Here is a 24,688-nt window from a genome sequence, read left to right as displayed (position 1 = left end):
CAAACAGTCATCAAATGGTTCGTTCGATCCAGTCTGGTGTTGTTTTGATAACAGAGTCGAGCAATTTATACCAGGGATAGCCGATTAAAATCAATTGAATGACGAATGCATCAAACCGGATGTTCATGGTCATTGTAATCCCCAGATGCATCCCGATGATAAGTGTGACGGTATACGGACGAAGTTTTTTCCACCACAAGGTTACTCCAATCATTTCGGTGAACCAGCCGAAGAGCAGGATCACAGAAGCTATGGCCGTACTTTTTAGAGCCATTTGTTGTAGAAAATTCGGGCTGTACACTCCTTCCCTGGAAAGAATATCAATGCTTTTTTCGCTAATCCATAGCCAAAGATGTCGGCCGTCAAACCAATGGATGCCGGTGCCTATCATTTTGGCTATAAATGAGGATGTATATCCCAAGCCTACAAAGAAAATAATGGATCCCATAACAAATCGGGGCATCTGCTTTTTGCCGGGAAAGAAAATAGCGCCGATTGTAAAACAGAAAACGGCCATCCCGATCAGGTTTGAACTGTGGGGGATTTCTCCCTGAGAAAAACGGATCACATATTGCATGTGCAGAAGGAACATCACGAGGGGGTACATCCATTTTGTACCGAGGCGAAAGAAAGCCAGAACGGCAAATACGGTTATCAAACCGGCAACAACAAGTGCAAGCTGATTTTGAAAGAAAAGCGAAACATCGATATAGTTGGCAAGCCCCAGGGGCAGTACAACTTCGAAATTGCGTAGTTGTGCATAAAAGCCCCATTCCCAGGCATATTTAATTACATACGAGACGATAAAGAGTTCAAAAAATTTGAAGAACCAAAGTTCCCCGGGAGAAACACTTCGATTGGGTTCAAATAGTTGATCTGCAATTTTTTCATACCATTTCATACTACTCACCTCTAAAATAATCTGATTCTTCAAGCCGTGGATTTACATAAACGGAATCTGCAGTAACCAAAAGAAAAGGTTGAATAACAACCACAACTGAATCTGCCCCAACCAATCTGCCATTTACTTTAGCTGTCATCCATCGTTCAGAACCAATATTACCGGGCCCAAACATTGTGCGGAGCGCATTTCGGCGGCTTTCTGTCCAATTTTCAGTTTTTGAGATGAAATTTGAAAAATCGATCTGGTCAACTCCATAGCTTCCAATAGCAATGGGTTCAACAGATAAGTCGGAGAGAGTACTCGGTTCCCAGATTTCATCATCAGGAGTATTTGTTACATCCAGCACGATTGCCCTTGTCCAGGGATTTCCGGCTTTTGAAAACATTGGATAAATACTGAAGGGCCAAAATTCACCTTTGTGAGAAGCGACAAGAACTCCGTAACAAAGAAGTATAATGCCGATAATTTTCATGGCTCTTCTTGAGTGAGACTTTGTCATTTATTTTAAAATTTTTATGTATTAGCAGATGACTCTCTAAAGATAAATGATTTTAAAAAACTTTGAACTTTTTAGCAGTAATTACTGCTCATTATATAAGTTGAAAACTGAATGGACAGTTTAATCAAAATCACTTTTAAGTGAGAGATTACTTATTTTACGTGATTTACTTGTGTACACATAAAAATTGATGCAGAAACTAATACGATTTTTACAACCCCTTGTTGAGTTTAATACCCGTCATCCATTTTGGGTACTTATCATATCAATCGGGCTTGCTGTTTTGGGAGGGATATACGCCCTTCAATTGAAAATTGATACAGATATTGCCAATCTTCTTCCGGATTCTCACCCGAATGTTCAAGCACTTGAGCATCTGCAGGAAATAGCTGGTGGCGAAACTGAAATGAAAGTCGGGATAAAATCACCGAGTTTTGAGGCAAACCTGGAATTTGCAAATGCCCTGATGGACAGCAGCCTTCAGTTGCACAATTCAAGATTAAACATTAACTATTTTAACAGGGCAGAGCTAAAACGGGAAACGGATGTTCTAAAAGACAATGCCCTTTATCTTGCCACAATCCCGGAACTTCAACAGATCGAAGATTTTTTACAGCAGGAAATTGATAAGGCAAGGGAGGAAGCAAACCCGTTTTTTATAGATTTTACGGATGACTTTGAAGATGAGGAGGAAACTGATGAAGGCTCTGAAGAGATAGATGATTTCAGAGAGAGCTACGATAGTTTGATTCCTTCTGAATATCCTGTCAATGTCGACAGTACTCTTGTTTTGCTTTCGCTATATCCTGCCGGTTCGCAAAATGATATTCGTTACCTGGAAGATATGTTTGAAGAGTACCAGGACCTGATTGATTCCATGAACCCGGCTTCTTATCACCCCGAAATGGAAGTACAATTCGGGGGACGGCTAAAGCGTCATTTAAACGAATTTGAATCGATTATGAATGACGTTTACAATAGCTTTTCTCTTGGAATTTCCAGTGTCATTCTTTTGGTGATGCTCTACTTTGGTATCAAGAAATATTTCAACTACCGAAGGGGAGTAGACAGCGATCAGCAGTACGGTATTTTTCAGCACATTATCCGGTTGCCGGTTCCTATTCTCATTATTGGCCTGCCGCTTTTAATCAGTTTAGCATGGACCTTTGGCATTGTTTATTTGGTACTGGGTGTTTTAAATACAATGACCTCTGTCTTATTCGTCATTCTTTTTGGATTGGGGATTGATTACGGGATCCATTATTACGCCCGTTATATTGAAATCCGCTCAACAGGCGAATCCATTGAGAAGAGTATCATCTCATCCTACCAAAAAACGGGAACGGCAATTTTGGTAAGTGCCGTTACTACAGCTTCAGCCTTGTTCATACTTCTTGTAGCAGATTTCAGAGGTTTCTCTGAATTTGGATTTATAGCGGGCCTGGGTATCATTCTGGCACTTTTCTGTATGTTGTATGTCTTACCGTCTCTCATCGTAATATTCGACCGCTGGAACTGGATATTGTTAATTAAGAGATCCGAAGAAGTTTCAACAGAACCTGCAATCAGGCGATTTCCTTTTTCAAAACTTATTGTAGGCACGGGTGTTTTAGTGTCGGTAGTTGTACTTCTTTTCGTTGGAAATCTTCGGTTTGAATATGATTTCGGTGAGCTAGAACCGGAGTTCGAAGAGTATGAGGAGTTCAGGGATTTTATTCAAGGGGCCGACAGTAATACCCGCAGAAATCCCGCTTACATTGTGGCCGATAATACGGAGGATGTTTTCAAAGTACTTGATAAGGTACGGGAGAAAATGAATACAAATCCCAATACTCTAATTGATGACGCTGAAGCACTTCAGGAGCGGTTTCCCCCAACTGAAGAGAGAGCAAATGAGAAGCTTGAACACATTTCAAGAATTCGGCAACTGCTTCAAAACGATTTTATAGTAGGCCAGGAAAGTGAAAACCTGGATATTCTTCGAAGAGGTTCGCAAACCACGGAACCCCTTGAGGATAATCGCATACCGGAATATTTAAAAAACCGGTTTATGACGAAAGATGGCGAGATCGGCCGTTTTGTCATTGTGTATCCCAAATCGGGATTATCTGACGGGTTGAGGTCCATTGCGTTCAAGGAAGAAATTGGCAACATAACTCTCGATGATGGAAAAGTATACCATTCGGCGAGTACATCCATTGTAGCAGCCACCATGCTCGACCTGATGCGAAAGGAGAGTCCCTACATGGTTACGGCAACATTTATTGTGGTGTTTATACTCATTTTCATATCCTTCCGGAGCTTCCGCTGGACGCTGATTGCACTCATTCCACTTCTGATTGGGTTGCTTTGGCTCTTTGGAATTTTGTTGGTATTTGGCCTCAAATTTAATTTCTACAATCTTGTAGTTTTGCCGGCTATTCTTGGTATTGGGTGTGATAATGGTGTACACCTTGCACACCGTTTTCGTGACGAAGGCAAGAAGAATATGTGGGAAGTTCTGTCAAGTACGGGACAGCACATAACCATTGGTTCACTGACAACCATGATGGGTTTTGCCGGTCTGCTGTTTACCAATCATCCGGGATTACAATCCATTGGGGTGATGGCCGTCGTTGGAATTGGCATGACACTCTTGGCAGCTCTTATTCTTTTGCCATCAATAGTTCAGGTTTTGGAAGACAAACAGATGATACACGATTGAGAGTATTTTATTCATGGAAATTGTCCGGTGGATTGATTTCCATGAATTTTTCTCTGCACGCAAGGATAAGCGGCAATAACTGTTTCTTTGTTCGATATGATTTTAAAAAGCGGCCTGATCTTTTGAAATTCAGAAAGAGAAACTCTTTGATAGACCGTTTTAAATCCATGCTGATTTCAGCTTTCATACGGCTGACAGCTTTATCATCTAATATATTACTTCCATTCAGTATGAAATGAGAAATATCCGGCGGCAGAGAAAATTTTGTTTTGATTTTTGTTCCGTTTCGGTCTTCTCGATCGTGAAAAATCAAAGAATCGGGTACGATCCCGGTTTTGAAATTGTGAAAGGTAGCTCTTTGGATGTAGTTCCTGTCTTCATCGTAATGTTTGAATAATCGATCTTCAAAAAATCCCACTTTCATCAGGCATTCCCTCGAGATTAGCCAGGCCGCAGCATTCACAAAGTTGACCCTGTATAGTGACTGTAGATTTTTACCTCTGATTAAATCAGAGTAATAATTCCTGCCTTCATCCTCTGGATTGGAAATGTACCGGATATAGTTAAAGTCTAGCAGTTCTCCGGATCTGTTCATATGAATAGGGCTCAGGACTCCATATTCCGGGAACTCCTGAGCTGTCGAGACAAGGTTCTCAATAGTGTTCGGTTCCATCCATGCATCCTGGTTCAGAAGAAATACAAAATCACATTTTTGGGATAATGCTTTCTTCATCGCCATATTATTTGCCTCTGCGAAACCAACATTTTCACCCAATTCAATAAGATGAAAATCAGGATACTCATTTTTAATAATCTCTACAGAGCCATCTTCAGAATGGTTATCTACGATAATGGGATGAAGATCCAGGTTAGAATTTAACAGGCTGTCAAGACATTTTCTTAACCATGGTTTGGGATTATGAGTTACAATAATTACATAAACTTTCATATCATATTTTCGTGTTGAGTAGAACCAATGAGCAATCTATTTCTGCTAAGCTTGCATATATTCAGTCAAATGAGCAAAAAGCTTTACATGATATTATGTGTCTGAAATATAAAGGAAATAAGAAGTAGTCAGGGTATATTTTATGGTTACGAAAACAGAATCCGTTGTGCTCAGAACGATTGATTACAGTGAATCGAGTCAGATTGTTACTTTGTTCACCCGTAAGCACGGCATTATTGCAGTTATCGCAAAAGGGGCGAAGAGGCCCAAAAGCAAATTTGCTGCTCTTATGGTGCCCGGGCAGGTTCTGGAAGTTGTGGTGTATGTAAAACCAACCCGAAGCGTTCAAACCCTCTCGGAAGCTTCGGCCATGTTAAAGCTCGACCAGCTTCGCATTGACCTTGAAAAGATGGCCATTGCCACAACAACACTGGAGCTGATCAACCAGGTTTTGCATGAAAATGAAGTGAATGAACCTCTATTTGCTTTCGTTGTAAAATTTCTGAGTTGGGTCAACGAATACGAAAAAACGAGCCGGGTTATTTTCCCCTATGTACAGCTTCGGGTCATGGAGCTCATTGGTATTGGGTTACAACAGGATCCGTCTGTGGATGAAGAAACATCCGCCGGTTATATGAATATAGAATCAGGTACGTTATCATCAAAGGCCGAGGGCGATCAGTCCATTCGTCTTACGTGGCAGCAATTTATTTTTTTAAAGAAATCACTACATTCAAAAAAGGAATCCATTTTTGAGACGGATTTTAAAAAAAGTGAACTAAGTGAGTTAATTGAATATTTAGACAAATATATTCGTTACCATGTAGAAGGAGTAAAGCCCCGTAAATCCGACCAAATTTTTGAAAAGATTTTGAATAACTGATATGAAATTTCGCGATAAAATTCTTTCCGGTATCCTGCTCATACTTATTGGAGTTATGATGGGGATGATACTGATGTTGTTTCGGAATGGATCTTTTCAGCTCGATTTGGCCGAAGTAAAAGTCACGGAAGTCAACAGAAGTGCCGAACCTTTTTGGAGTGATGAAGATCTTGAAAAAATTGATGACCGCTTTATTTTCAGAACAGCGGCAAAAAAAGTGACTCCTACCGTGGTTTACATCGAAACCATCGTTACAAATAACAATCGAAGGTCTGACGATGAGGAGCCAGAAGAGGATGGATTCTGGGAACGGTTTCTTCCGCCAAGAGCCCGGACGGTTGGATCAGGCGTACTCATTTCAAGAGACGGTTATATTCTCACCAACAATCATGTTATTGAAGATGCGGTCCGCGAAGGTATCACCGTTACGCTGAATGATAAACGTACATTTGAAGCAAGAATCGTAGGGCGGGATTCAAGTACCGATCTTGCAGTGCTGAAAATTGATGGTGCTGAATTACCAGCTGCTGTTATCGGGAATTCCGATCAGGTTGAAGTGGGCGAGTGGGTCCTGGCCATTGGCAATCCTTTCCGATTACGTTCAACAGTGACCGCCGGAATTGTTGGAGCTCTCAGCCGGGACGTTCAGATTATTAATGATGAATACAGAATTGAAAGTTTTATCCAAACAGATGCTGCCATCAATCGTGGAAATAGTGGTGGTGCTCTCGTAAATACCAGTGGCGAGTTGATTGGAATCAATACAGCCATTGCTACTCAAAGCGGATCTTACCAAGGGTATGGATTTGCCGTGCCGAGTAACCTTGCCTTGAAAATTGCCAGAGATATCATTGAATTCGGCGAACCCAAAAGGGGATTGATGGGAGTACAGATTCAAACGGTGGATGCCCAAACCGCAGCTCGTATCGGCCTGGATCAAATCCAGGGCGTGATGATCAGCGGTGTTGTGGGTTCACCTGCTGAAGAAGCCGGGTTACGTCCTGATGATGTAATACTTGCTGTAAACGGAGAGACGGTTAACGAATCGAACTTATTGCAGGAAAGAGTGGCTATGTTCCGGCCCGAAGATGAGGTAAACCTGACAATCTGGAGATCCGGCCAAACATTTGAGCGGGTACTCACGCTTGAGGAAAGAAAAGTTCCGGAACCGGTAGCCCGAATGCAGAATTTGGATGAAGAAGAAGATGAACTGGAACAATGGGAAGAGATTCCCGAAAGTGGTTCAGACCGTGGAATTGAACATCAACGATTTGGATCTCTCGGCTTCACACTGCGAGCACTTGCTACACCGGAAAATCCCGATAAGTTCAACATCTATCTTTATCGTGTTCATCCAAACTCTGAGGCCTGGAATAAAGGACTAAAAGAAGGTGCCGAGCTTTTGGAATTAAATGGAGTCATTGCAGACGATCTGGGAAATATTGAAAAAGAGATTTCAAATTCTCTTGAAAACAACAGATCTTTAGACTTAAAATTGAGAACTACAGACGGAGCTATCGGCTTCTATAAGCTAAATTAATTTAATGAGATATTTTATTGGGTGCTTAGCACTTTTTTTTATCTATTCAGCGTGTTCATCAACTCAGGAAACAATTCAGCAGCCACAGGAAACGGAGCCTGTTGTTACAGAAACAACAGTTCCAACATGGTATAATGATGGCGTTCATTTTTCATCAGATTCCCTTGCCTTGCACGGATATTCCCTTGCATCTGCTACTGATTCATCCAAAGCGGTAGAATTATCAACCCAAAATTCCCTGGAATATTTACGTTTTGAGATTGACCGCACGGCAGAAGAAATTCGTGAAGATCTTGCAGATTCTCCCGATGGATCAACATACGGTTCACCTTCTTTTATCATTCAACTGCGAAATACCGTATCAGATCTCCCGCTTACATCAGCATCATTCACACGAAAACATGATGTTTCAGATCAGGGCATTCACTATTCATATGCAAGGGCCAGCTTAACTAAAAGTACGCTCTATAATTTGTTTGAAGATCGGTTGCAAGATGCCCGGTTCCTTGAAGAATTAAGCAGTTTGCCTCTCTAAGAGATCTTCTTTTTGCTTCTGTCTGCTCTAAACTTACTTTTTAGATCATCGGTATCTGCAAGTCGGTTTATTGACAGAAGCCAACAAAAATAATTAGATACACAGAAATCTATTCCAATAATCCTTTGAATTGTATATTTTTATATTGATTTGATCTCAGGAACGATCAAAATTTGGAAATGATTTTTTTATATAATGAGTTAAATCATCAAGGAAAGAAAGGAACTCAAAGCCTGTTTTAACATATAACTCAACAACTTAAATGATTGATCAATATTAATCATAACTAACAAATAACTATGAAAGCATTTTACAAACTACTACTCATTACATTGCTGTTACCTTTACTAGGTTACTCAACAGTCAGTGCTCAGGACACGGTAGACGGAAATGATCCTCTGGTGGAAGAAAACGAACCGCCAAGCAAATTAAGCATTGGTTTGTTGGGGGGAGTCACAATCGGTCATATGAATATTGGTACGGAGTATGATCCGACTTTTGGCTTTAATCTTCGCTATGCTGCTAATCCGGTTTTAGCCATACAAACCAATTTTACTTTTGGTAAAATGACAACCAATCCGGATGATGATAACTATTTTGAAAGAGAATTTGAGAATAGCTATATAACATCCTCGATTTCTACCCAGGCAGATATTCTCCGTCTTTTAGGTGGAAACAGTGAAAATGTAAAACTTTATGCCAGTGTGGGCTTGGGGCTCATCTTCAATGATGTTTCCACCGAGGTCAACAATAAAGCACCAAGTAATTGGGAGCATTTTCAGGGTGAGAACCACGATGAACCGGCCATGTTTGCTTCTTTCGGACCCGGTGTTCGATTTAATTTAGGCCGACGAATTGACCTGTTTGCACAATACGATTATTACATCTCTAATTCTGAACTGATTGATGGTTTCAGAACACGTCCGGAATTGCAAATTGACTTGCACAGACGTACACCAGATAACTGGAGTGCTTTGACAGCAGGTATCCAGATTAAATTTGGTGGCAGCGACAGAGATGCAGACTGGCATGAATACGATCCTACACTCGACCCAAGTTTGATCAATCAATTGGATCGACGTATAGACGATTTGGATGAAAGAGTTAGCGACAACAGTGCACGTCTTGATGAACATCAGGAATATCTCGAAATGCTTGAAGAACGCATGGATGAAATGGAGAGACGTCTTGATAATCTCGAGCAGATGATTAAAGAACAAGACCGAACTGAACTGACAATTGGTAATGATATTCTCTTTGCATTCGATTCATCTGTGATTCGGGAAAGTGCCAAGCCAACACTTGCGAAAGTAGTGCGAGCGCTTGCTCAAAATCCTGATGAAAGTATCAATGTTGCCGGCCATACATGTGATATCGGCACTGATGAGTATAATCAAGGCTTGTCAGAACGTCGGGCAGCAGCTGTGAAGGAATACCTGGTTAAATCAGGAATTGATGAAAATAGAATTACTACAGAAGGATTTGGTGAATCAGATCCTCTTGTACCGAATGAAAATGAAACTGCACGTAAACTGAACAGACGTGTTGAGTTGACGATTGAATAAAAAATAATCAATCGAAAAATTTCAGGGTTGTCATTGAAGAAATGGCAACCCTTTTTTATTTCTGCCATGAACCCGCTTTCCTTTGTCGGGCAGATTTTTTAACTGCTACTTAATTTGTTTTGGCCCTTTCCTCTATTCTGATTTAAATGGCCAAATGCAGATGGTTTTTACGCATACATATGTAAATGGGTATAAAATCATCAAGTATTATGAAAAAGTCGTTCGTTGTTCTATTGTTAAACCTGCTGATTTTAATTGGGATGAGTCCGGCTGCGTATTCTCAAATTGGATTGCGTGGAGGAATTAATCTCTCAACTTTTGTAGGAGAAGATGTGTCGGAAACAAAAGACTTGATGGGGCTACATGCCGGCCTTTCATTTTCAATCATAAATATTGGCCCGGTTTCCCTGGTCCCGGAAATTTATTATGCTGAGAAAGGTACTCGGTTTACTGAACAGCTATGGGAGATCCAAAATCCGGATCCAAATAACTACGATTTAGACCCTGATTACGAACTGGAATTCAACCTGGCCTATGTGGAAATTCCGGTATTAGCCAAGGTAAGACTGCCATTTCTCAGCACCAAGGTAGTTCATCCTTACATTGCGGGCGGACCGGTATTTGGTTTTCGGCTGGATTGCAGTATTTCATTTACAGGCACTACCACCGAACAGGAAATACAGGATTGCGCCGATGAAAATTTTTCAGATCTTGAGACGGCATTCAAAGAATCTGACAGGGGATATGTACTGGTTTCCGGCATCGATTTTCAAATTCCTCTTTTGGGAACCTTAACTCTCGACGCACGATACTATCGCGGGCTTTCGCGGTTAATTGAAAATGGAGAGAACGATGATGTCTACAACCAGAATATCACATTGATGCTGGGGTATACACTGCCATTCTGAAAAAATATTTTCTCGATGTTAATTCCTGATGCGAATATTTTTTAAAAAATTGTAAGGGATTCGCAGTTTTTGGTTCATACAGTTACTATGAATCCATCGACGATTTTATATCACCCTGAGTTTGATAGAACGAAAACAAATCCTGAACGTAACCGGTCTGATTCGCAGGGCATTCTTTGGCAACATTTGAAGGAAAGTAAAATGCACGGATTCGATTTTGATCAACTTAAAAAGGTGGATCAATACGTGCTCGATTTTTATTCCAGCAAACTACGCCTGGGAATTGAGCTCAATGCTTCTTCTGAGCCCATGGATTCGCTTGCGGAAAATGAAATGATCAGACAAAAATATTTCAAAATTTCCGGCATAAAACTGGTTCGGTTTTGGGAAGATGATATTTATTACGATCTGGAGAATGTTTTGAATATGATTGAACTCTCCGTTCTGGTGCAGAAAAGAAGACTTTGATTATAATTTTATTTTCTCCAGTTACCGATAAAATCCTTATTCCGTGTGCGTCAAAAGTTCGTAAAGCCGGGTGTTCAGAAACAGGTTTTCGCGGCCGACCTGTTTGCTTTTCAAGATTCCAATATTTTCAAGTTCACGCAAATAATCTGCTGCGGTCTGGCGTTTGGCAATTCCCCGGTCAACAAGAAATTTTACTTTACAATAGGGTTGCTCGAAAAGAAGTTCAATCAGTTCCTTGGAGTAAACCCGGTCAGGTAGTTGATTTTTAGCCGACTCAACCGTTTCATTCAGAAGAGTGAGAATTTGATTAATACGTTTCATTGTCTGGTCGGACGTTTCCTTTACAGCCTCCAGAATAAAAAGAATCCACGATTCCCAGTCGGCCTCTTCGGTTACCGCCCGGAGCCGCCTGTAATATTCAGATTTTTGGCGAATGATTGCTTCACTGAGGTAAAGAGTAGGATGATGAAGCAGGTTCATTTTTATCAGGTAGAGAATATTCAGGAGTCGACCGGTTCGCCCGTTACCGACATCAAACGGGTGAATCGCTTCAAACTGGTAATGAATCACAGCCATTTTAATAAGTGGATCCGTGTCGTCTTTCTCATAAATGTACGCTTCTAAATTGACAAGAAGATTGCGAATCAACGCCCCGCCCTCTGGCGGCCAATAGATGATTTTCCGTGTATTTGGATTGGCAATCACCGTACCCGGTTCCGACCGGATTCCGGCATCTGTCTCTTTAATGATTTGCATTAATTCAATGAACAAATCTGTATTGAGAGAATGATTTTCCAAATAATGAATTCCCTTCCATAATGCCTGCCGATAGCGAAGAACCTCTTTGGTTTGCGGATCAACGGTGCTGTCATTGGCAGAAAGGGCTGTAAAAAGTTTGTCGTTTGTGGTGACTACATTTTCGATTTCCGAACTCGCCTTTGCTTCCTGCAATACAATTGAATTTACCAGTATAGAAGGATTGGGTAAGCTTTCTGATTTCCCTTTCAGTTCAGCCAATGTCCTGTTTGCAGCAATGGCGGCTTTCAAAACAGCAGGGGATTCCAATTCCACTTCCGGCGGAAGGGGAGACAGCAGGTTATAGGGTTTTTCAGGATGATAAGACATGTCGATGATCTCGATATATTGGAAATATGTGTCGAAATATATCAATTTTATCGACATAAATAAAATATATGTTTATGCTTTAGACATGTCTCTTTATGTCTTGAGGATTTTCATATTACAGAAAACCTCATATTCTCTATTCGTTATTCATATGAAAAACTTTCTATATTCACTGCCTAATTGAATATTTGGTTCATCTATGACAATCCTCTCTGTAGAAAATCTTTCAAAAAGTTTTGGTGTCAATCTTCTTTTCGAAAATCTCACATTTGGAATTTCAGATGGAGACAAGACGGCACTTGTTGCGCCGAATGGAACGGGAAAATCTACCTTACTAAAAATTCTGGCCGGCAAAGAACCGGCTGATTCCGGCGAAGTAATGACCCAAAATGGTATCCGTGTTGGATATTTGGCGCAGGAACCCGAGCTTGATGACGCACTCACAATTCAAGAATATATTTCAAAAGGAGATTCGGAACTTGTGAGGATTGTTCAAGAGTATGAACGGGCTGCTCACGCACAAGCCGAAGATTTTAATCCCCAAACTCAAAAAGCGTTCGAAAAAGCGACGGCTGCAATGGAAGCGGCAGATGCCTGGGATTATGAGCAGCGGATGGAGCAGATCCTTGGAATTCTGAAGATCAACGATTTAGACCAATCCATTTCAACGCTTTCCGGTGGTGAACGCAAACGGGTTGCTTTGGCTTTTGTGCTGATCGACAATCCTGATTTTTTAATTCTTGATGAGCCGACCAACCATTTGGACTTGGATATGATTGAATGGCTGGAGAGCTATTTGATTCAGGCAAAAATCACCTTACTCATGGTTACTCACGACCGCTATTTTCTGGATCGTGTTTGTGACCATATCCTCGAAATCGATTACGGAAAACTTTATCACCATAGGGGAAATTATCAATATTATCTCGAAAAACGGGCGGAGAGAGAGGCGGTTCGCCAGACCGAGATGCACAAAGCTGAACAACTTTTTAAAAAAGAGTTGGAATGGATGCGACGCGGCCCCAAAGCGAGAACGTCAAAATCCAAATCCCGGATTCAGTCTTTTTACGATGTAAAGGATAAAGTGAAGGGTAAAACGGAGGAGTCTGAACTTCAGCTGGAAGCCGGCATGGAGCGAATGGGTAAGAAGATTTTGGAGCTTGAAAATATTTCCAAGCGGTTTGATGAAACAGTGATTCTGAACAATTTCAGTTACTCATTCAAACGGGGAGAACGGATCGGCATTATCGGGAAGAACGGGGTCGGGAAAAGTACATTTTTAAAAATTCTGACGGGTGAATTGCAAGCCGATTCCGGACAAGTAGATTCCGGAGAAACCATTGTTTTCGGGCATTTTCAGCAGAAAGGAATTGAAGTTGATGAGACGATGCGCGTGATTGATGTTTTGAAGGAGGTCGCCTTGGTCATTGAATTATCTGATGGAAGCCAAATTTCTGCCTCTCAATTTTTAGAGCACTTTTTGTTTACCCCGGAGATGCAATACACGCCCGTTGAAAAGCTGAGCGGTGGTGAAAAACGCCGGCTTGGGTTGATGATGACGCTTATCAAAAATCCTAACTTCCTGATTCTGGATGAGCCAACCAATGACCTTGATCTGGATACTCTTCAAATATTGGAAGACTTTCTTTTGAATTTTGGAGGTTGCCTGATCGTTGTATCTCACGACCGGTTTTTTATGGATAAACTGGTAGATCATTACTTTGCGTTTGAAGGTAGAGGTATGATTCGGGACCATCACGGTACATATAGTGAGTATCGCGAATTGAAAGCAGAGGAAGAAGCAGAAAGAAAACGACAGATTCAGGCTCAGAAGAGTGAAAAGAAGACAACCAGTTATCAAAACAGGCAATCCAACACATCCAATAAACTGACGTTTGCTGAGCGAAAAGAGTTCAAGAAACTGGAAAAAGAGGTAGCTCAACTTGAGGAAGAAGTTGAGGCGTTGGAAGAGGAGATGAATCAACCCGGAATCGACTATAAAAAAAGGGAAGAGCTGTCTGGAAAATACATGAAATTAAAAGACGAAGTGGATGAAAAAACAGTACGTTGGCTGGAGCTGGCGGAGAAAGAGGGGTGAGGAATAACGAATATTGATCAAGGAATTAGGAATATTGAAGTCATTGCGAACAACGTGAAGCATTCACATAGAAGGAACATCTTAACTGTTCATTTCTCATTTCAGTTATCTATAGATTGTACAAGATAATAGATTGCCACGGTCGTATAAATACTCCCTCGCAATGGACTGATCGGTTGTCATTGTGAACGAAGTAACGCAATCCCACAGCAAAAACCGTGATAACGCTTCTTACCAATCAATAATGTCGAGAGATCGTATATTGCCGCGTCGTCATGGACTCCGTCTGGGGATTGCCACGGTCGTAAATACTCCCTCGCAATGGACCGGGCAGTGGTCATTGCGAACGGAGTGAAGCAATCTCATAGTGAAGCAATCTCATACCGCTTGTCTGTTTCTTACTATCTCCCAGGAGTCAAAGAACAGATTTGAAAATTGGTGTTGAACAATATTATTGGTATAAACACGTGTTATAATTTATATTGCACGTGTACTTAATATTCAAACTATGAAGAAAAAGCTAACACTCACAATTGAAGAGTCTATATCGAACCGTGCCAAGCGATTGGCAAAACGGGAGGGGACGAGCGTTTCAGAAATAGTAGAGCAATATCTGGCAGAAAAAACATCAGAAGACACAAAATGGAAGCCGAAGGAAGGTTCCTGGACTGCTAAAATGCTGGGCAGTATTCCAATTTCTGATGAGCTAAAAGAGAACGATATCAAAAAGATCAAAGAGAAAGAGATTCTGAAAAAGTATGGCGATTAGGGTATTAGCTGACGTGAATGTTTGCCTGGATGTTTTAATGGATCGAAAGCCATTCGTAGAGTATTCCGGGAGAATTTTTGAAGAGGCTGAAAAAGGTAAAATCATCCTAATGATTTCCGGGCTGTCCTTTGACACTCTTTTCTATGTGATGAGACCCTCCATGGGAGCAAAGAAAACAACAGAACTGCTTCGCTTACTTTGCTCTCATATTGAGATCGGAACGATTGATGATAAAGTAGTAAGACAAGCAATTGAGGCCGGGTGGCGGGATTTGGAAGATGCTTTGCAATATTATTGTGCGTTAGAAAATGACTGCGACTACCTTGTTACCCGAAATCAAGGAGATTTTAAATCAAAAGATAAAAGGGTTAAAATTGTCTCCCCTAAAACATGTATTGAAGAAGTTATTTAAAAGAATCAAAGAGAGTATCCGAGGTTCATGTCATTACGAACGAAGTAACGCAATCCCACAGCAAAACGTGATAACGCTTCAATCCGCTATTTTACGAATCAATAGTGTCGAGAGATCGTATATTGCCGCGTCGTCATGGACTCCGTCTGGGGATTGCCGCGGTCGTATAAATACTCCCTCGCAATGGACCGAGCAGTGGTCATTGCGAACAACGCGAAGCAATCTCAAAGCAAGAAATTAGATAAAGTTTAATCCCATTAAGAGTATTCAATTTTGTTCGCAAGCAGTAGATTGACGCGGTCGTAAAACTTCCTCACAATGACCATTCAAAATTCAACACTCATTATTCAACATTTGTCAATCATCATTCCCGAATCAACATTCACTAAATCATTTCATATCTTCAGGTAATCAATCAAACCAAAATAATGACAGTTCAAAATGGATCTCAAACTAAGCGGTCGGGTATTTAAAGTTTTAGATGAACAATCAGGAGAAAGTAAAAACGGTCCCTGGCGGAAGCGGGATTTTATCCTCGAAACAAAGGGCAAGTTTCCCAAGAAAGTATGCATCACCCAGTGGGGCGATAACATCGATAAGCAGGCAGTGGAAGAAGATCTGGAAGTGACCGTTTACATCGACATCCAAAGCCGGGAATACAAGGGAAACTGGTACACGGATGTTAAAGCATGGAAAGTGGAACAGGGCTCTGGAGAAGTGAACGCCCCGCCAAGTGCTCCGGGTATGACCATGGAAGGAAACCAAGAGATCGACTATGATGAAGACGATGTGCCGTTTTGAATATCGAATACTGAACAACGAAGTTAGAATGTAGAAGTATTTTAAACTTCAAAATTTGTCATTCCTTGTTCGATATTCATTATTCTTACCTGTTGTTTATATCGCTGTCCTTTTTATTTTACTATTCTATCCTTATGAATATCAATCTCATCAAAAACTTGAAGGACCTATGAACCGAAAAATCATGCTCAACGAATCGGATATCCCCACAAAATGGTACAACATTGTGGCGGATATGCCCAATAAACCTCTGCCGCCGCTGAATCCAAAAACACGCCAGCCGGCCGGACCGGATGACCTGAGCCCGATTTTTCCGATGGGATTGATCGAGCAGGAAGTCTCCACAGAGCAGTACATTGAAATTCCGGATGAGGTTCGGGAGATCTACAAGATCTGGCGGCCAACGCCGATGTATCGCGCCACGGGTTTGGAAAAGATGCTGGATACGCCAGCAAAAATTTACTACAAATATGAAGGTGTGAGTCCGAGTGGATCACATAAGCCAAATACCGCAGTTCCCCAGGCGTACTACAACAAGAAAGAAGGGGTAAAAAGTATTACGACGGAAACCGGCGCGGGTCAGTGGGGAACGGCCCTGGCGTTTGCATGCTCCCAGTTTGATTTGAAGTGCGAAGTGTATATGGTTCGGATCAGCTACGATCAAAAACCCTATCGAAAAGTGATGATGAATACATTCGGTGCGGATGTGTATCCATCACCCAGCGACAGAACCGAAGCGGGCCGAAAGATTCTTGAAAAAACACCGGATACCAGCGGTAGTCTTGGAATTGCCATTTCCGAAGCGATTGAACGCGCGGTGGGTGATGAGAATACAAAATATTCTCTCGGTTCGGTGCTAAATCATGTTCTCTTGCATCAAACGATTATTGGCCAGGAAGCGATCAAGCAATTGGAATATGCCGGGGATTATCCTGATGTGGTGGTTGCTCCGCTTGGAGGCGGTTCAAATTTTGCCGGCATCTCATTTCCGTTTCTGAAGAATAATCTCACGGATGGCAAAAACACGCGATTTGTAGCGGTTGAACCGGCATCCTGTCCCAAACTAACCCGCGGCAAGTTCATGTACGATCATGGCGATTCTGCCGGATATACGCCACTGTTACCAATGTACACCTTAGGCCACAACTTTACACCGGCGGCCATCCATGCGGGCGGGCTGCGATATCACGGAGCCAGTGTATTGTGCAGCCAGTTGCTGAAAGATGATTTGATTGAAGCCGTGGCTCTCCAGCAACTCGAGTGTTTTGAAGCCGGTGTGATGTTTGCGAAAGCCGAAGGAATTATCTCCGCTCCCGAAGCAACACATGGTATAGCCCAGGTAATTCGGGAGGCCAGGCAAGCCAAAGAGGAGGGAACTGAAAAGACGATTCTCTTTAATCTCTGTGGACATGGATTCGTGGACATGGCAGCCTATGACGACTATTTCGCCGGCAAGCTGAGTGATCACGAAATTGAAGAAGAACGATTGACCGAAAACATCAAAGAGATCGAAGAACTTCAGCCGCAATAGAATATCGAATATAAAACAAGGAATGACGAGTAACGAAGGCCTTCTTAGAAATTCTGAATTTACCTGAAGAGTCGGGATCTTGAGATAGCGCAAGCGTCTCGCTTGTGGTCACACTTAGGTCGCAAAGTAGTTGTCCGTCAGTTCGAGCGCACTCTGAGCGTAACAAAGTGAAGCCAAAGAGAAAGTCGGGAACTCATTAGTACCGATAAAGACTTCTCGACTTCATTCCACTTCGTTCTATTGCGTTCGAACTGACAGTTTATACCATATAATAATATTTCTTTGCGTTCCTTCGCATACTTAGCGGTTCATCCCTTTTTAACCGCTAAGGTCGCAAAGTTTCGCTAAGAAGTTTCCCGTCAGGTCGAGCGCAGCGAATGCGAAGTCGAGACCTCAGAGTAGGCTTCTTGACTTCATTTCACTATGGCTCCATTGCGCTCGAACTGACGATTAAAATTCAATATTCATTTTTTATGAGACAAATTGTAAACACAACCAACGGCAATTACGACATACTCCAAATTCAGGAAGTTCCTGATTTAGAACCAGCCAATGATGAAATCCTAATCCAGGTGAAGGCCTCCGGTTTGAACTTCGCCGATATCCTTGCCCGAAAAGGACAATACCAGGATGCTCCGGATAAACCCTGCGTAATGGGATATGAAGTTTCCGGGGTAATTAAGGATGTAGGATCGGGTGTCAATAAAGACTGGATAGGGAAAGAAGTTGTAGCCATTACACGATTCGGCGGACAGGCGGAGCAGGTTGTAGTAAAACAGAGCCAGATTCATGAAAAACCGGATCGACTTTCATTTGAAGAGGCCGCCACACTTCCGGTTAATTACCTGACGGCGTGGGTATTACTTGTGGTGATGGGCGGACTCCGGGAGGATGAATCGGTACTCATCCACAATGCCGGTGGAGGAATGGGGCTCGCCCAGCTCGACATCGCCAAACACATCGGGGCGACCACATTTGGAACGTCCAGCCAACAAAAGCACGATTTTCTGAGCGATCGAGGACTGGACCATCCCATCGATTATAGAAATAACGACTGGTATTCCGAGCTGATGAATCTCACCAATGACCGAGGCGTGGAGCTGGTCACGGATCCACTTGGAGGCAAGCACTGGAAACAAAGTTATAAAGCGTTGCGATCCACCGGCCGCTTGGGGATGTTCGGCATTTCAACAGCCAGCTCCGATTCCGGCGGACTCAAAGCTACCTTCAATCTCCTGAAAACCGTCGTTGGGATGCCGTTTTATCACCCTATTCCACTTTTAAATAAGAATAACGGGGTTTTCGGCGTAAACCTCGGCCACCTCTGGCACGAACCCGATAAAGCGTCACTTTGGATGAAAGAGATCTTGGAAGGCGTGGAAGAGGGCTGGATCAACCCGCATGTAGATACCACATTTTCCTTTGATGATGTGGGTGATGCACACCGGTATATCGAGGAGAGAAAGAATATCGGGAAAGTAATTTTAGTTCCTTGAAAAATGAACCGCGGAGTACGCGGAGGATCGCAGAGTTTGATTAAGAAGTTCTCCGCGTTCCCCTGCGATCACTGCGGTTAAACAAAAATGTAAGGTATTCAGAGTTTTTGGTTCATATAGTTAAACATCGATAAACTTTATTATATGACCGAAAATCAGATTGGCGATAAAATAGTACGTGCTGCTATTCAAGTTCACAGAAACACTGGACCGGGATTACTCGAATCAACTTACCAAGCTTGTCTGAAGTATGAGCTAATGGAAACCGGACTTTTTACGGAGAGAGAAGTGGCCTTATCTGTAATTTATAATGATGTAAAACTGGAATGTGGATACCGGATTGATCTCTGGGTTGAGCGGAAGGTAATTATTGAAATTAAATCTGTATAAGCACTCAATGATATACACATGGCCCAAATTTTAACTTATTTGAAACTCTCAAATAATAAACTGGGATATCTGCTTAATTTTTAATGTGTCATTAATGAAAGAAGGAATCCGAAGGGTTGTGAATAACCTTTAAAACATATTAAACCGTGGTGTACGCTGAGGGTCGCAGAGTAGGGTTGATAATTCCTCCGCGTTTCTCAGCGGGCTCCGCGGTTAATCTACTTTTCCGAAATTCACCTTCACCGAAAAAGAATCCACGCCAGGATTAACTTCATTAAACAGACCAAAGCCATTACTGATATGCCGGTAACTGATGGTAAATCGACGAATCGGCAAATTGGCTTCCAGCAGGAATTGGGCCCGTGACGCAACTTCAACTGGAAACCGTTGTTCGAAAAAAATCATCCCGGCACGAAAATAGGTAAGATCCACCGGAGTTATAGAGAAGGCGAAGGAAGAAGTTTTTCTGATGACATCATCCGATCCTTCCAGGGTATACCGGGTTTCATCACGATTGTGAAAATAGTGTAACCCCACGAATTTATACTCCGCATAAAATTCGGTCATTCCGGTAGTTTCTCCCCAAAGTTTATGAGAGCTGGGCGAGATACCGAGAGATTGAGACAGGGCATCCGTCCACGAAAAAGCCAAAATCAAGATGAAAATATATTTGATCACAGTTCAATATATAGAATTCGGGTGAAGATTGAATGTCGGGCAAAGATTTCCCAAAGGAATGCCTCTGCCAAAGAATGTTGAAGTATTGGCCACTTCGTAATTCGGCATTCCTTGTTCAACATTCGATATTCCCTCCTATTAACTCCGGCTATACTCCGTGTATAGTCCGTATATACTCCGTAAAATAACGGTGTTGTACAGGTGTTGATACGAGCTTGATACAGAAAAAACTAAAAGAAGAACAAAGCGTAGCATATAGCAGAAGATCCCCGTGTTCCTCCGCGCCAAGACTGTCCCAATCCTTCGGACGGTTACCTTTTATAATCGGGAGAACGCAGAGGAACGCGAAGGTTGATATTCATCTGCCGCGATTCGATATTTCATGAATGCAACTGACGGATACCATCATAAACGCCTTAACCTCCCTCCATTCGGATACCTCCCACAACTGGCCGGAGGAGACCAGGGGACGGGCTCCGCATAAGCCGCTTTTATTGTTGAGTGTGATGGATGGAATGGAACAGGGCTGGATTAAAGGCAACAACATTGAACTCAGCCAATCGCTTGTTGAGACATTTTTTACCTACTGGAAGGTGGTGATGGGAGAGGAGAGGGTTACAACTATTGCGCTGCCTTTTTTCTATATGAAGAGTGAACCGTTCTGGGACTTGGTTTACAAGAAGGACAAACCGGAGTATCAAACAGCTCCCTCTCTGGGAGGATTAAAAGACCGCGCTGATTATGCTATTCTGGACGATCAGTTTTTTCGTATGATGAGCGATCCGCAGCAGAGAGAAATGATCCGTGCATTGCTTGCAAGAAGCTATTTTTCTCCAGAAGTCCACAAGAAACTCGCTGCCATCCGTTCATTTAACTACCAGTCCTACGATTATTCCAGGCAATTGGAGGCTTTCGCAGCGGAGCCGTTCAGAAAGGATCACACACAAGAAGAGAGCGTGAAATACAGAACAACCCAAACACAAGTACGCGATGCCGGATTCAGTAAAACCGTCCGGTCAGTCTACAATTACACCTGCGCGGTTTGCCGTTCCAAAGTGATTACACAGGGCGGCAGCACGCTTGTGGACGGTGCACACATTATTCCGAGAAGCCAAAGCAATAACGACGACCCGCGCAACGGCCTCGCCCTCTGCAAATCACACCACTGGATGTTCGATGAGTATATGCTGACCGTAACCCCGGATTATACCATCCGGCTCTCCAAATGGTTAAAAGAAGAAAATAATAACGTTGGGAACTTGTGGGATTTGAACAAAGAAAGTATACTCCTGCCTGAGGCGATTGGGTACCAACCTGCCCGGGAGGCGTTGGAAAATCATTATTTAAGATTTAAGGAAGTTCAGTAATCTTTAAAATAATCTGCCAGTAATAAGGTTATAGCGTAATTTTACTATGTATCACTAATGAAAAAATTATTTATGTTTCTATTTGACTAAAACAAGTAATTAACATCTCACCATGAGGAGTTTTAATAGGAGGAGGTACGTCATCATCACGAAAATCTTGTAACTCCTTTTTACACAATCTTTTAAAATCGCATTTATCACATTTGTCAGTAGCTGGACGCATTGGATAGTCCCTATTAATGATTTGTTTTACTGCCCACTCAACATTTTTTAATGCATTTTCTAAAGATTGATCGTCAACTGGTATTTCTACTCTTTTATTATCCTTTAAAAAATGGATTTTACCAGTTTTTGCATTTTCTCCTAAAACTTGAGTGGCTGCTAGTGCATAGAGTTGAACTTGTAATGAAAGTGAAATCCAGTCAAGCTCCTCATTAAACTCATCACCATCCTCTCCTAATTCCATTGATTTAAAATCAATTACCGTAGCGCTTTCAATTTCTCCTTCTGAATTTTCTTTTATCATTAAATCAATTGCCCCAGAGATGACTGTATTTTCAGCAGGGATTTCAAATCTGGCCTCGACTCTTTTCTCTTGAGTAAAATCATCATCATGCTTATCAACATAACTTTTTATAATATCACGTGTTTTTTCTTTTGCTCTTTCATAGGGCCCTGGATTTTCCTGAGGGTTTCTACTTTGGGGTACATGTTTTAGATGAAATATCTCTTCAACAGTCTCATCAATTTGTTCATCTGAAGGTCGATGATTTTTATACAGTTCGTGCAATTTGCCTATCGTTACATGAGTAGTTTGACCAAATCCAAACATTTCGGGTACAGATGGATTAAAACCATACTGTTTCCTGAATTGATATTCTTTGGGACATCTTAAATAATACTGAACCTCAGTAAAACTCGTAGGTTTGATGCTATCATCAACTCTTGATTTTGGTTCAGCCTCAGAGAGATTTGGTGGAAGTTCTTCTGAGTTTTCCTCGATTTCATCATAGATAAATTCATTCATAAAATTTGATCTTTTCCAAACTTTTGTGCCGGTTGGCAAACTCTTACACCCCGACAAATATAAGTAACGTTCCGATCGAGTAACGGCTGTATAAAATAATCTTATATCGTTTTCTAGCGTATTAGCATATCTTCCAGAGGTGAAAGCATTCGCCATCAATTCTTCAGGCAGCCATTTTTTGTATGTTCGATCAACTGGTCCAGGAAATCTAGCTTGTTCCATATCTACAATAAAAGTAACAGGAAACTCTAATCCTTTAGCTTTGTGAATTGTTGAAACAAATACCCTGTCTGGTCTCTGAAGTACAATATCTTGACTTGTTTCATAACCACCTTCAGCAACGTTATCTAAAAAATTGAGCACTTGATGAAAGCGAGCAGTTGAATCAATACTCATGTAAACTGATTCAACATCTAACATTATTGAGCTAAAAACTCCAAGAGCTTTATTGTCCATGTAGTCAAAATTTGACTCATCATATTTAAATACTTCAAGTAACTGATGTACAAATTCTTGAGGATAAACTTTTCTACGTACACTTGCTCTTGAGCCATGAATTAATCTACCCCATTGAGCGATTAGATCCGCATAATCAGTAAAATTTGTTTGTGGAAATACTGATATAACTAAATCATTGTATAGATTTCTAACAGTTGTACGATCAGGATTTGAATCTCTTAAGAGTGAAAATGTCTGGTGTAAAACATTTACTGGTGGATGTGAAAAAATTGAACCCTCTGTCTCAATAAAATATGGTAAATTAAGATTGTCTAATGAATTCGTAAAAGGTTCATGTCGGAGGACGTCACCGCTACCATGAGTAGATCTCATTAGAATTGCGAAGTCACCAGGTGTAAGGCCTCTGATTTCATTCATTTCATTATCAAAAAAAGATTTTCCTAACATATACTGTATTCTTTTAGCAACCCATATTGCCTCTTCATTACGATTATCAAACCAGAATTTACCAATTTGGCTAGGATGGTTAGTGTTTCCCTCGGATGGTGTAGGAGTTTTAGGGAATCTACTTGCACCAAGTTGGTTTTCAATAAAATTCGTGGAGGCATTAATTATATTGGGAGTACTTCTAAAATTAGTTGAAAGCTCATGTTGAGAACTCTCTGGATATCTATCAGGAAATTCTAGAATATTTCTTACGTCTGCACCTCGCCAGGAATAGATGGACTGATCATCATCACCAACTACGAATAAAGATTCAGCATGTTCATATATATTAGAGATTAACTGTTCTTGTGCCGGATTCACATCTTGATATTCATCAACCATAAGGTGTTTTACATGATGCAAGACATCTTCGGATCGATGTCCAGCATTCAATTCTTCAATCGCTAACCTTTGAGCATAAGAGAAATCCATAAATTTATCTCTATGAAGTAACTGTCTAAGATTGATAAGAGTATTTCCTAACCTATCATCAAGTTCCGCAATGGAATTCAGCTCTAACATTTCATTATTTACAATATTCCAAGACTCTACAACATTTTGTATAGTTTTAAAATATTTTGAGTTTCGGCTATTTATAAGTTGATAAATGTCTAATTCCGCTGCTCTTGACATTATAAACATTGTTAAGCGGTTAGAGTCCAACATATCAAATTGTCTATAATCCGCATTTATTTCTCCCAAAATAAATCCACAGTATGAATCTATTGTACCTAAATACATTGCACCAAGAATTTTTGGATCAACACCACTTGATATCAAAGCATCGGCCACTCTAATTTTTATTGATTCAGCTGCTTTATTTGTAAAAGTGAAAGCAACAATACTTTCTGGTTTTTCACCTTCAGCGACTAACCTAGCAATTCTATAAGCTAGGGTTCTTGATTTTCCTGACCCAGCACATGCAAGGCATAATATTTCCTTTGTTTCGTCTGTAGCGGCTTCAAGTTGTTCTGATGTTAGATTGTCTCTTAAGATTTGTTGTATATCAGCCATTGAGAAATTATTTTCTTAGATATAGTTTTAAATATAGAGATTAGGTAAAGAATACAACTTAATAAAACAAAGTTAATCTA

General features: G+C 41.3%; 21 protein-coding genes and 1 pseudogene. 16 read left to right on the top strand and 6 right to left on the bottom strand.

Translation table 11 applies throughout. The annotated features are described in order from the left end of the window. Positions 1–10: 10 nt before the first annotated feature. Positions 11–901: a hypothetical protein gene (locus L0B18_RS17310; protein WP_234573096.1), complete on the bottom strand. Its 891-nt coding sequence runs from the start codon at positions 899–901 to the stop codon at positions 11–13. Position 902: 1 nt separating this feature from the next. Further along, positions 903–1,403 carry a hypothetical protein gene (locus L0B18_RS17305; RefSeq protein ID WP_234573094.1) on the bottom strand — a complete coding sequence of 167 codons (501 nt, stop codon included), beginning with the start codon at positions 1,401–1,403 and terminating at the stop codon, positions 903–905. A 190-nt stretch (positions 1,404–1,593) separates the two neighbouring features. Between L0B18_RS17305 and L0B18_RS17300 the strand changes: the two genes are divergently transcribed. Next, entirely contained in the window at positions 1,594–4,107 is a 2,514-nt protein-coding gene (locus L0B18_RS17300) for an efflux RND transporter permease subunit (RefSeq protein ID WP_234573092.1), read from the top strand. Positions 4,108–4,114: 7 nt separating this feature from the next. Here L0B18_RS17300 and L0B18_RS17295 read toward each other — a convergent pair whose 3' ends face one another. Beyond that, entirely contained in the window at positions 4,115–5,056 is a 942-nt protein-coding gene (locus L0B18_RS17295) for a glycosyltransferase family 2 protein (RefSeq protein ID WP_234573090.1), read from the bottom strand. Positions 5,057–5,198: 142 nt separating this feature from the next. Between L0B18_RS17295 and recO the strand changes: the two genes are divergently transcribed. The 6 genes from recO to L0B18_RS17265 all read left to right on the top strand — a co-directional run bounded on the left by recO (position 5,199) and on the right by L0B18_RS17265 (position 10,955). Further along, the gene (recO, locus tag L0B18_RS17290) at positions 5,199–5,939 is read left to right on the top strand and encodes a DNA repair protein RecO (RefSeq protein WP_234573088.1); all 741 of its coding nucleotides are present in this window, start codon (positions 5,199–5,201) and stop codon (positions 5,937–5,939) included. Position 5,940: 1 nt separating this feature from the next. Next, positions 5,941–7,479 (top strand): trypsin-like peptidase domain-containing protein, encoded by a 1,539-nt coding sequence (locus L0B18_RS17285; RefSeq protein ID WP_234573086.1) that lies wholly within the window; start codon positions 5,941–5,943, stop codon positions 7,477–7,479. Between the two features lie 4 nt (positions 7,480–7,483). Continuing rightward, the gene (locus tag L0B18_RS17280; RefSeq protein WP_234573084.1) at positions 7,484–8,014 is read left to right on the top strand and encodes a hypothetical protein; all 531 of its coding nucleotides are present in this window, start codon (positions 7,484–7,486) and stop codon (positions 8,012–8,014) included. Positions 8,015–8,313: 299 nt separating this feature from the next. Continuing rightward, on the top strand, positions 8,314–9,579 hold the full coding sequence (locus L0B18_RS17275; RefSeq protein ID WP_234573082.1) for an OmpA family protein: 1,266 nt from the start codon (positions 8,314–8,316) through the stop codon (positions 9,577–9,579). Positions 9,580–9,788: 209 nt separating this feature from the next. Next, positions 9,789–10,487 (top strand): porin family protein, encoded by a 699-nt coding sequence (locus L0B18_RS17270; RefSeq protein ID WP_234573080.1) that lies wholly within the window; start codon positions 9,789–9,791, stop codon positions 10,485–10,487. An 87-nt stretch (positions 10,488–10,574) separates the two neighbouring features. Next, the gene (locus tag L0B18_RS17265) at positions 10,575–10,955 is read left to right on the top strand and encodes an endonuclease domain-containing protein (protein ID WP_234573078.1); all 381 of its coding nucleotides are present in this window, start codon (positions 10,575–10,577) and stop codon (positions 10,953–10,955) included. 36 nt (positions 10,956–10,991) lie between these two features. Here the strand turns inward: L0B18_RS17265 and L0B18_RS17260 are convergent, their stop codons facing one another. Then, entirely contained in the window at positions 10,992–12,137 is a 1,146-nt protein-coding gene (locus L0B18_RS17260; RefSeq protein ID WP_234573076.1) for a Fic family protein, read from the bottom strand. A gap of 142 nt (positions 12,138–12,279) precedes the next feature. Between L0B18_RS17260 and L0B18_RS17255 the strand changes: the two genes are divergently transcribed. The 8 genes and pseudogenes from L0B18_RS17255 (at position 12,280) to L0B18_RS17220 (ending at position 19,661) form a co-directional block, all read left to right on the top strand. After that, positions 12,280–14,178, top strand: a complete 1,899-nt coding sequence (locus L0B18_RS17255; RefSeq protein ID WP_234573075.1) for an ABC-F family ATP-binding cassette domain-containing protein — start codon at positions 12,280–12,282, stop codon at positions 14,176–14,178. 184 nt (positions 14,179–14,362) lie between these two features. Continuing rightward, on the top strand, positions 14,363–14,533 hold the full coding sequence (locus L0B18_RS17250) for a hypothetical protein (RefSeq protein ID WP_234573073.1): 171 nt from the start codon (positions 14,363–14,365) through the stop codon (positions 14,531–14,533). A gap of 153 nt (positions 14,534–14,686) precedes the next feature. Beyond that, positions 14,687–14,947, top strand: coding sequence for a DUF6364 family protein (locus L0B18_RS17245; RefSeq protein WP_234573071.1), 261 nt, complete (start codon positions 14,687–14,689; stop codon positions 14,945–14,947). After that, a complete protein-coding gene (locus L0B18_RS17240; RefSeq protein ID WP_234573069.1) occupies positions 14,937–15,359 on the top strand; it encodes a type II toxin-antitoxin system VapC family toxin in 423 nt (140 codons plus the stop codon). Before L0B18_RS17245 ends, L0B18_RS17240 begins: the two co-directional genes overlap by 11 nt. 441 nt (positions 15,360–15,800) lie before the next feature. Next, a complete protein-coding gene (locus L0B18_RS17235) occupies positions 15,801–16,160 on the top strand; it encodes a DUF3127 domain-containing protein (RefSeq protein ID WP_234573068.1) in 360 nt (119 codons plus the stop codon). A gap of 169 nt (positions 16,161–16,329) precedes the next feature. Further along, entirely contained in the window at positions 16,330–17,691 is a 1,362-nt protein-coding gene (locus tag L0B18_RS17230; RefSeq protein WP_234573066.1) for a TrpB-like pyridoxal phosphate-dependent enzyme, read from the top strand. A gap of 407 nt (positions 17,692–18,098) precedes the next feature. Continuing rightward, the gene (locus L0B18_RS17225; RefSeq protein WP_234573064.1) at positions 18,099–19,187 is read left to right on the top strand and encodes a zinc-binding dehydrogenase; all 1,089 of its coding nucleotides are present in this window, start codon (positions 18,099–18,101) and stop codon (positions 19,185–19,187) included. Positions 19,188–19,331: 144 nt separating this feature from the next. Then, a pseudogene (locus L0B18_RS17220) lies at positions 19,332–19,661 on the top strand (GxxExxY protein). A gap of 129 nt (positions 19,662–19,790) precedes the next feature. Here the strand turns inward: L0B18_RS17220 and L0B18_RS17215 are convergent. Continuing rightward, positions 19,791–20,255: a hypothetical protein gene (locus L0B18_RS17215; RefSeq protein WP_234573063.1), complete on the bottom strand. Its 465-nt coding sequence runs from the start codon at positions 20,253–20,255 to the stop codon at positions 19,791–19,793. 386 nt (positions 20,256–20,641) lie between these two features. Between L0B18_RS17215 and L0B18_RS17210 the strand changes: the two genes are divergently transcribed. Next, entirely contained in the window at positions 20,642–21,622 is a 981-nt protein-coding gene (locus L0B18_RS17210) for an HNH endonuclease (protein ID WP_234573061.1), read from the top strand. Positions 21,623–21,692: 70 nt separating this feature from the next. On the opposite strand, the gene L0B18_RS17205 is transcribed toward L0B18_RS17210, so the two are convergent. Next, the gene (locus tag L0B18_RS17205; RefSeq protein WP_234573059.1) at positions 21,693–24,608 is read right to left on the bottom strand and encodes an ATP-dependent helicase; all 2,916 of its coding nucleotides are present in this window, start codon (positions 24,606–24,608) and stop codon (positions 21,693–21,695) included. Between the last annotated feature and the right edge of the window lie 80 nt (positions 24,609–24,688).

The organism is Rhodohalobacter sp. 614A, from assembly GCF_021462415.1.
In the GTDB taxonomy this organism is placed as follows: Bacteria; Bacteroidota; Rhodothermia; order Balneolales; family Balneolaceae; genus Rhodohalobacter.
The sequence above is the reverse complement of the archived record's forward strand: the minus strand, read 5'-3'. Positions and strand labels throughout refer to the sequence as shown.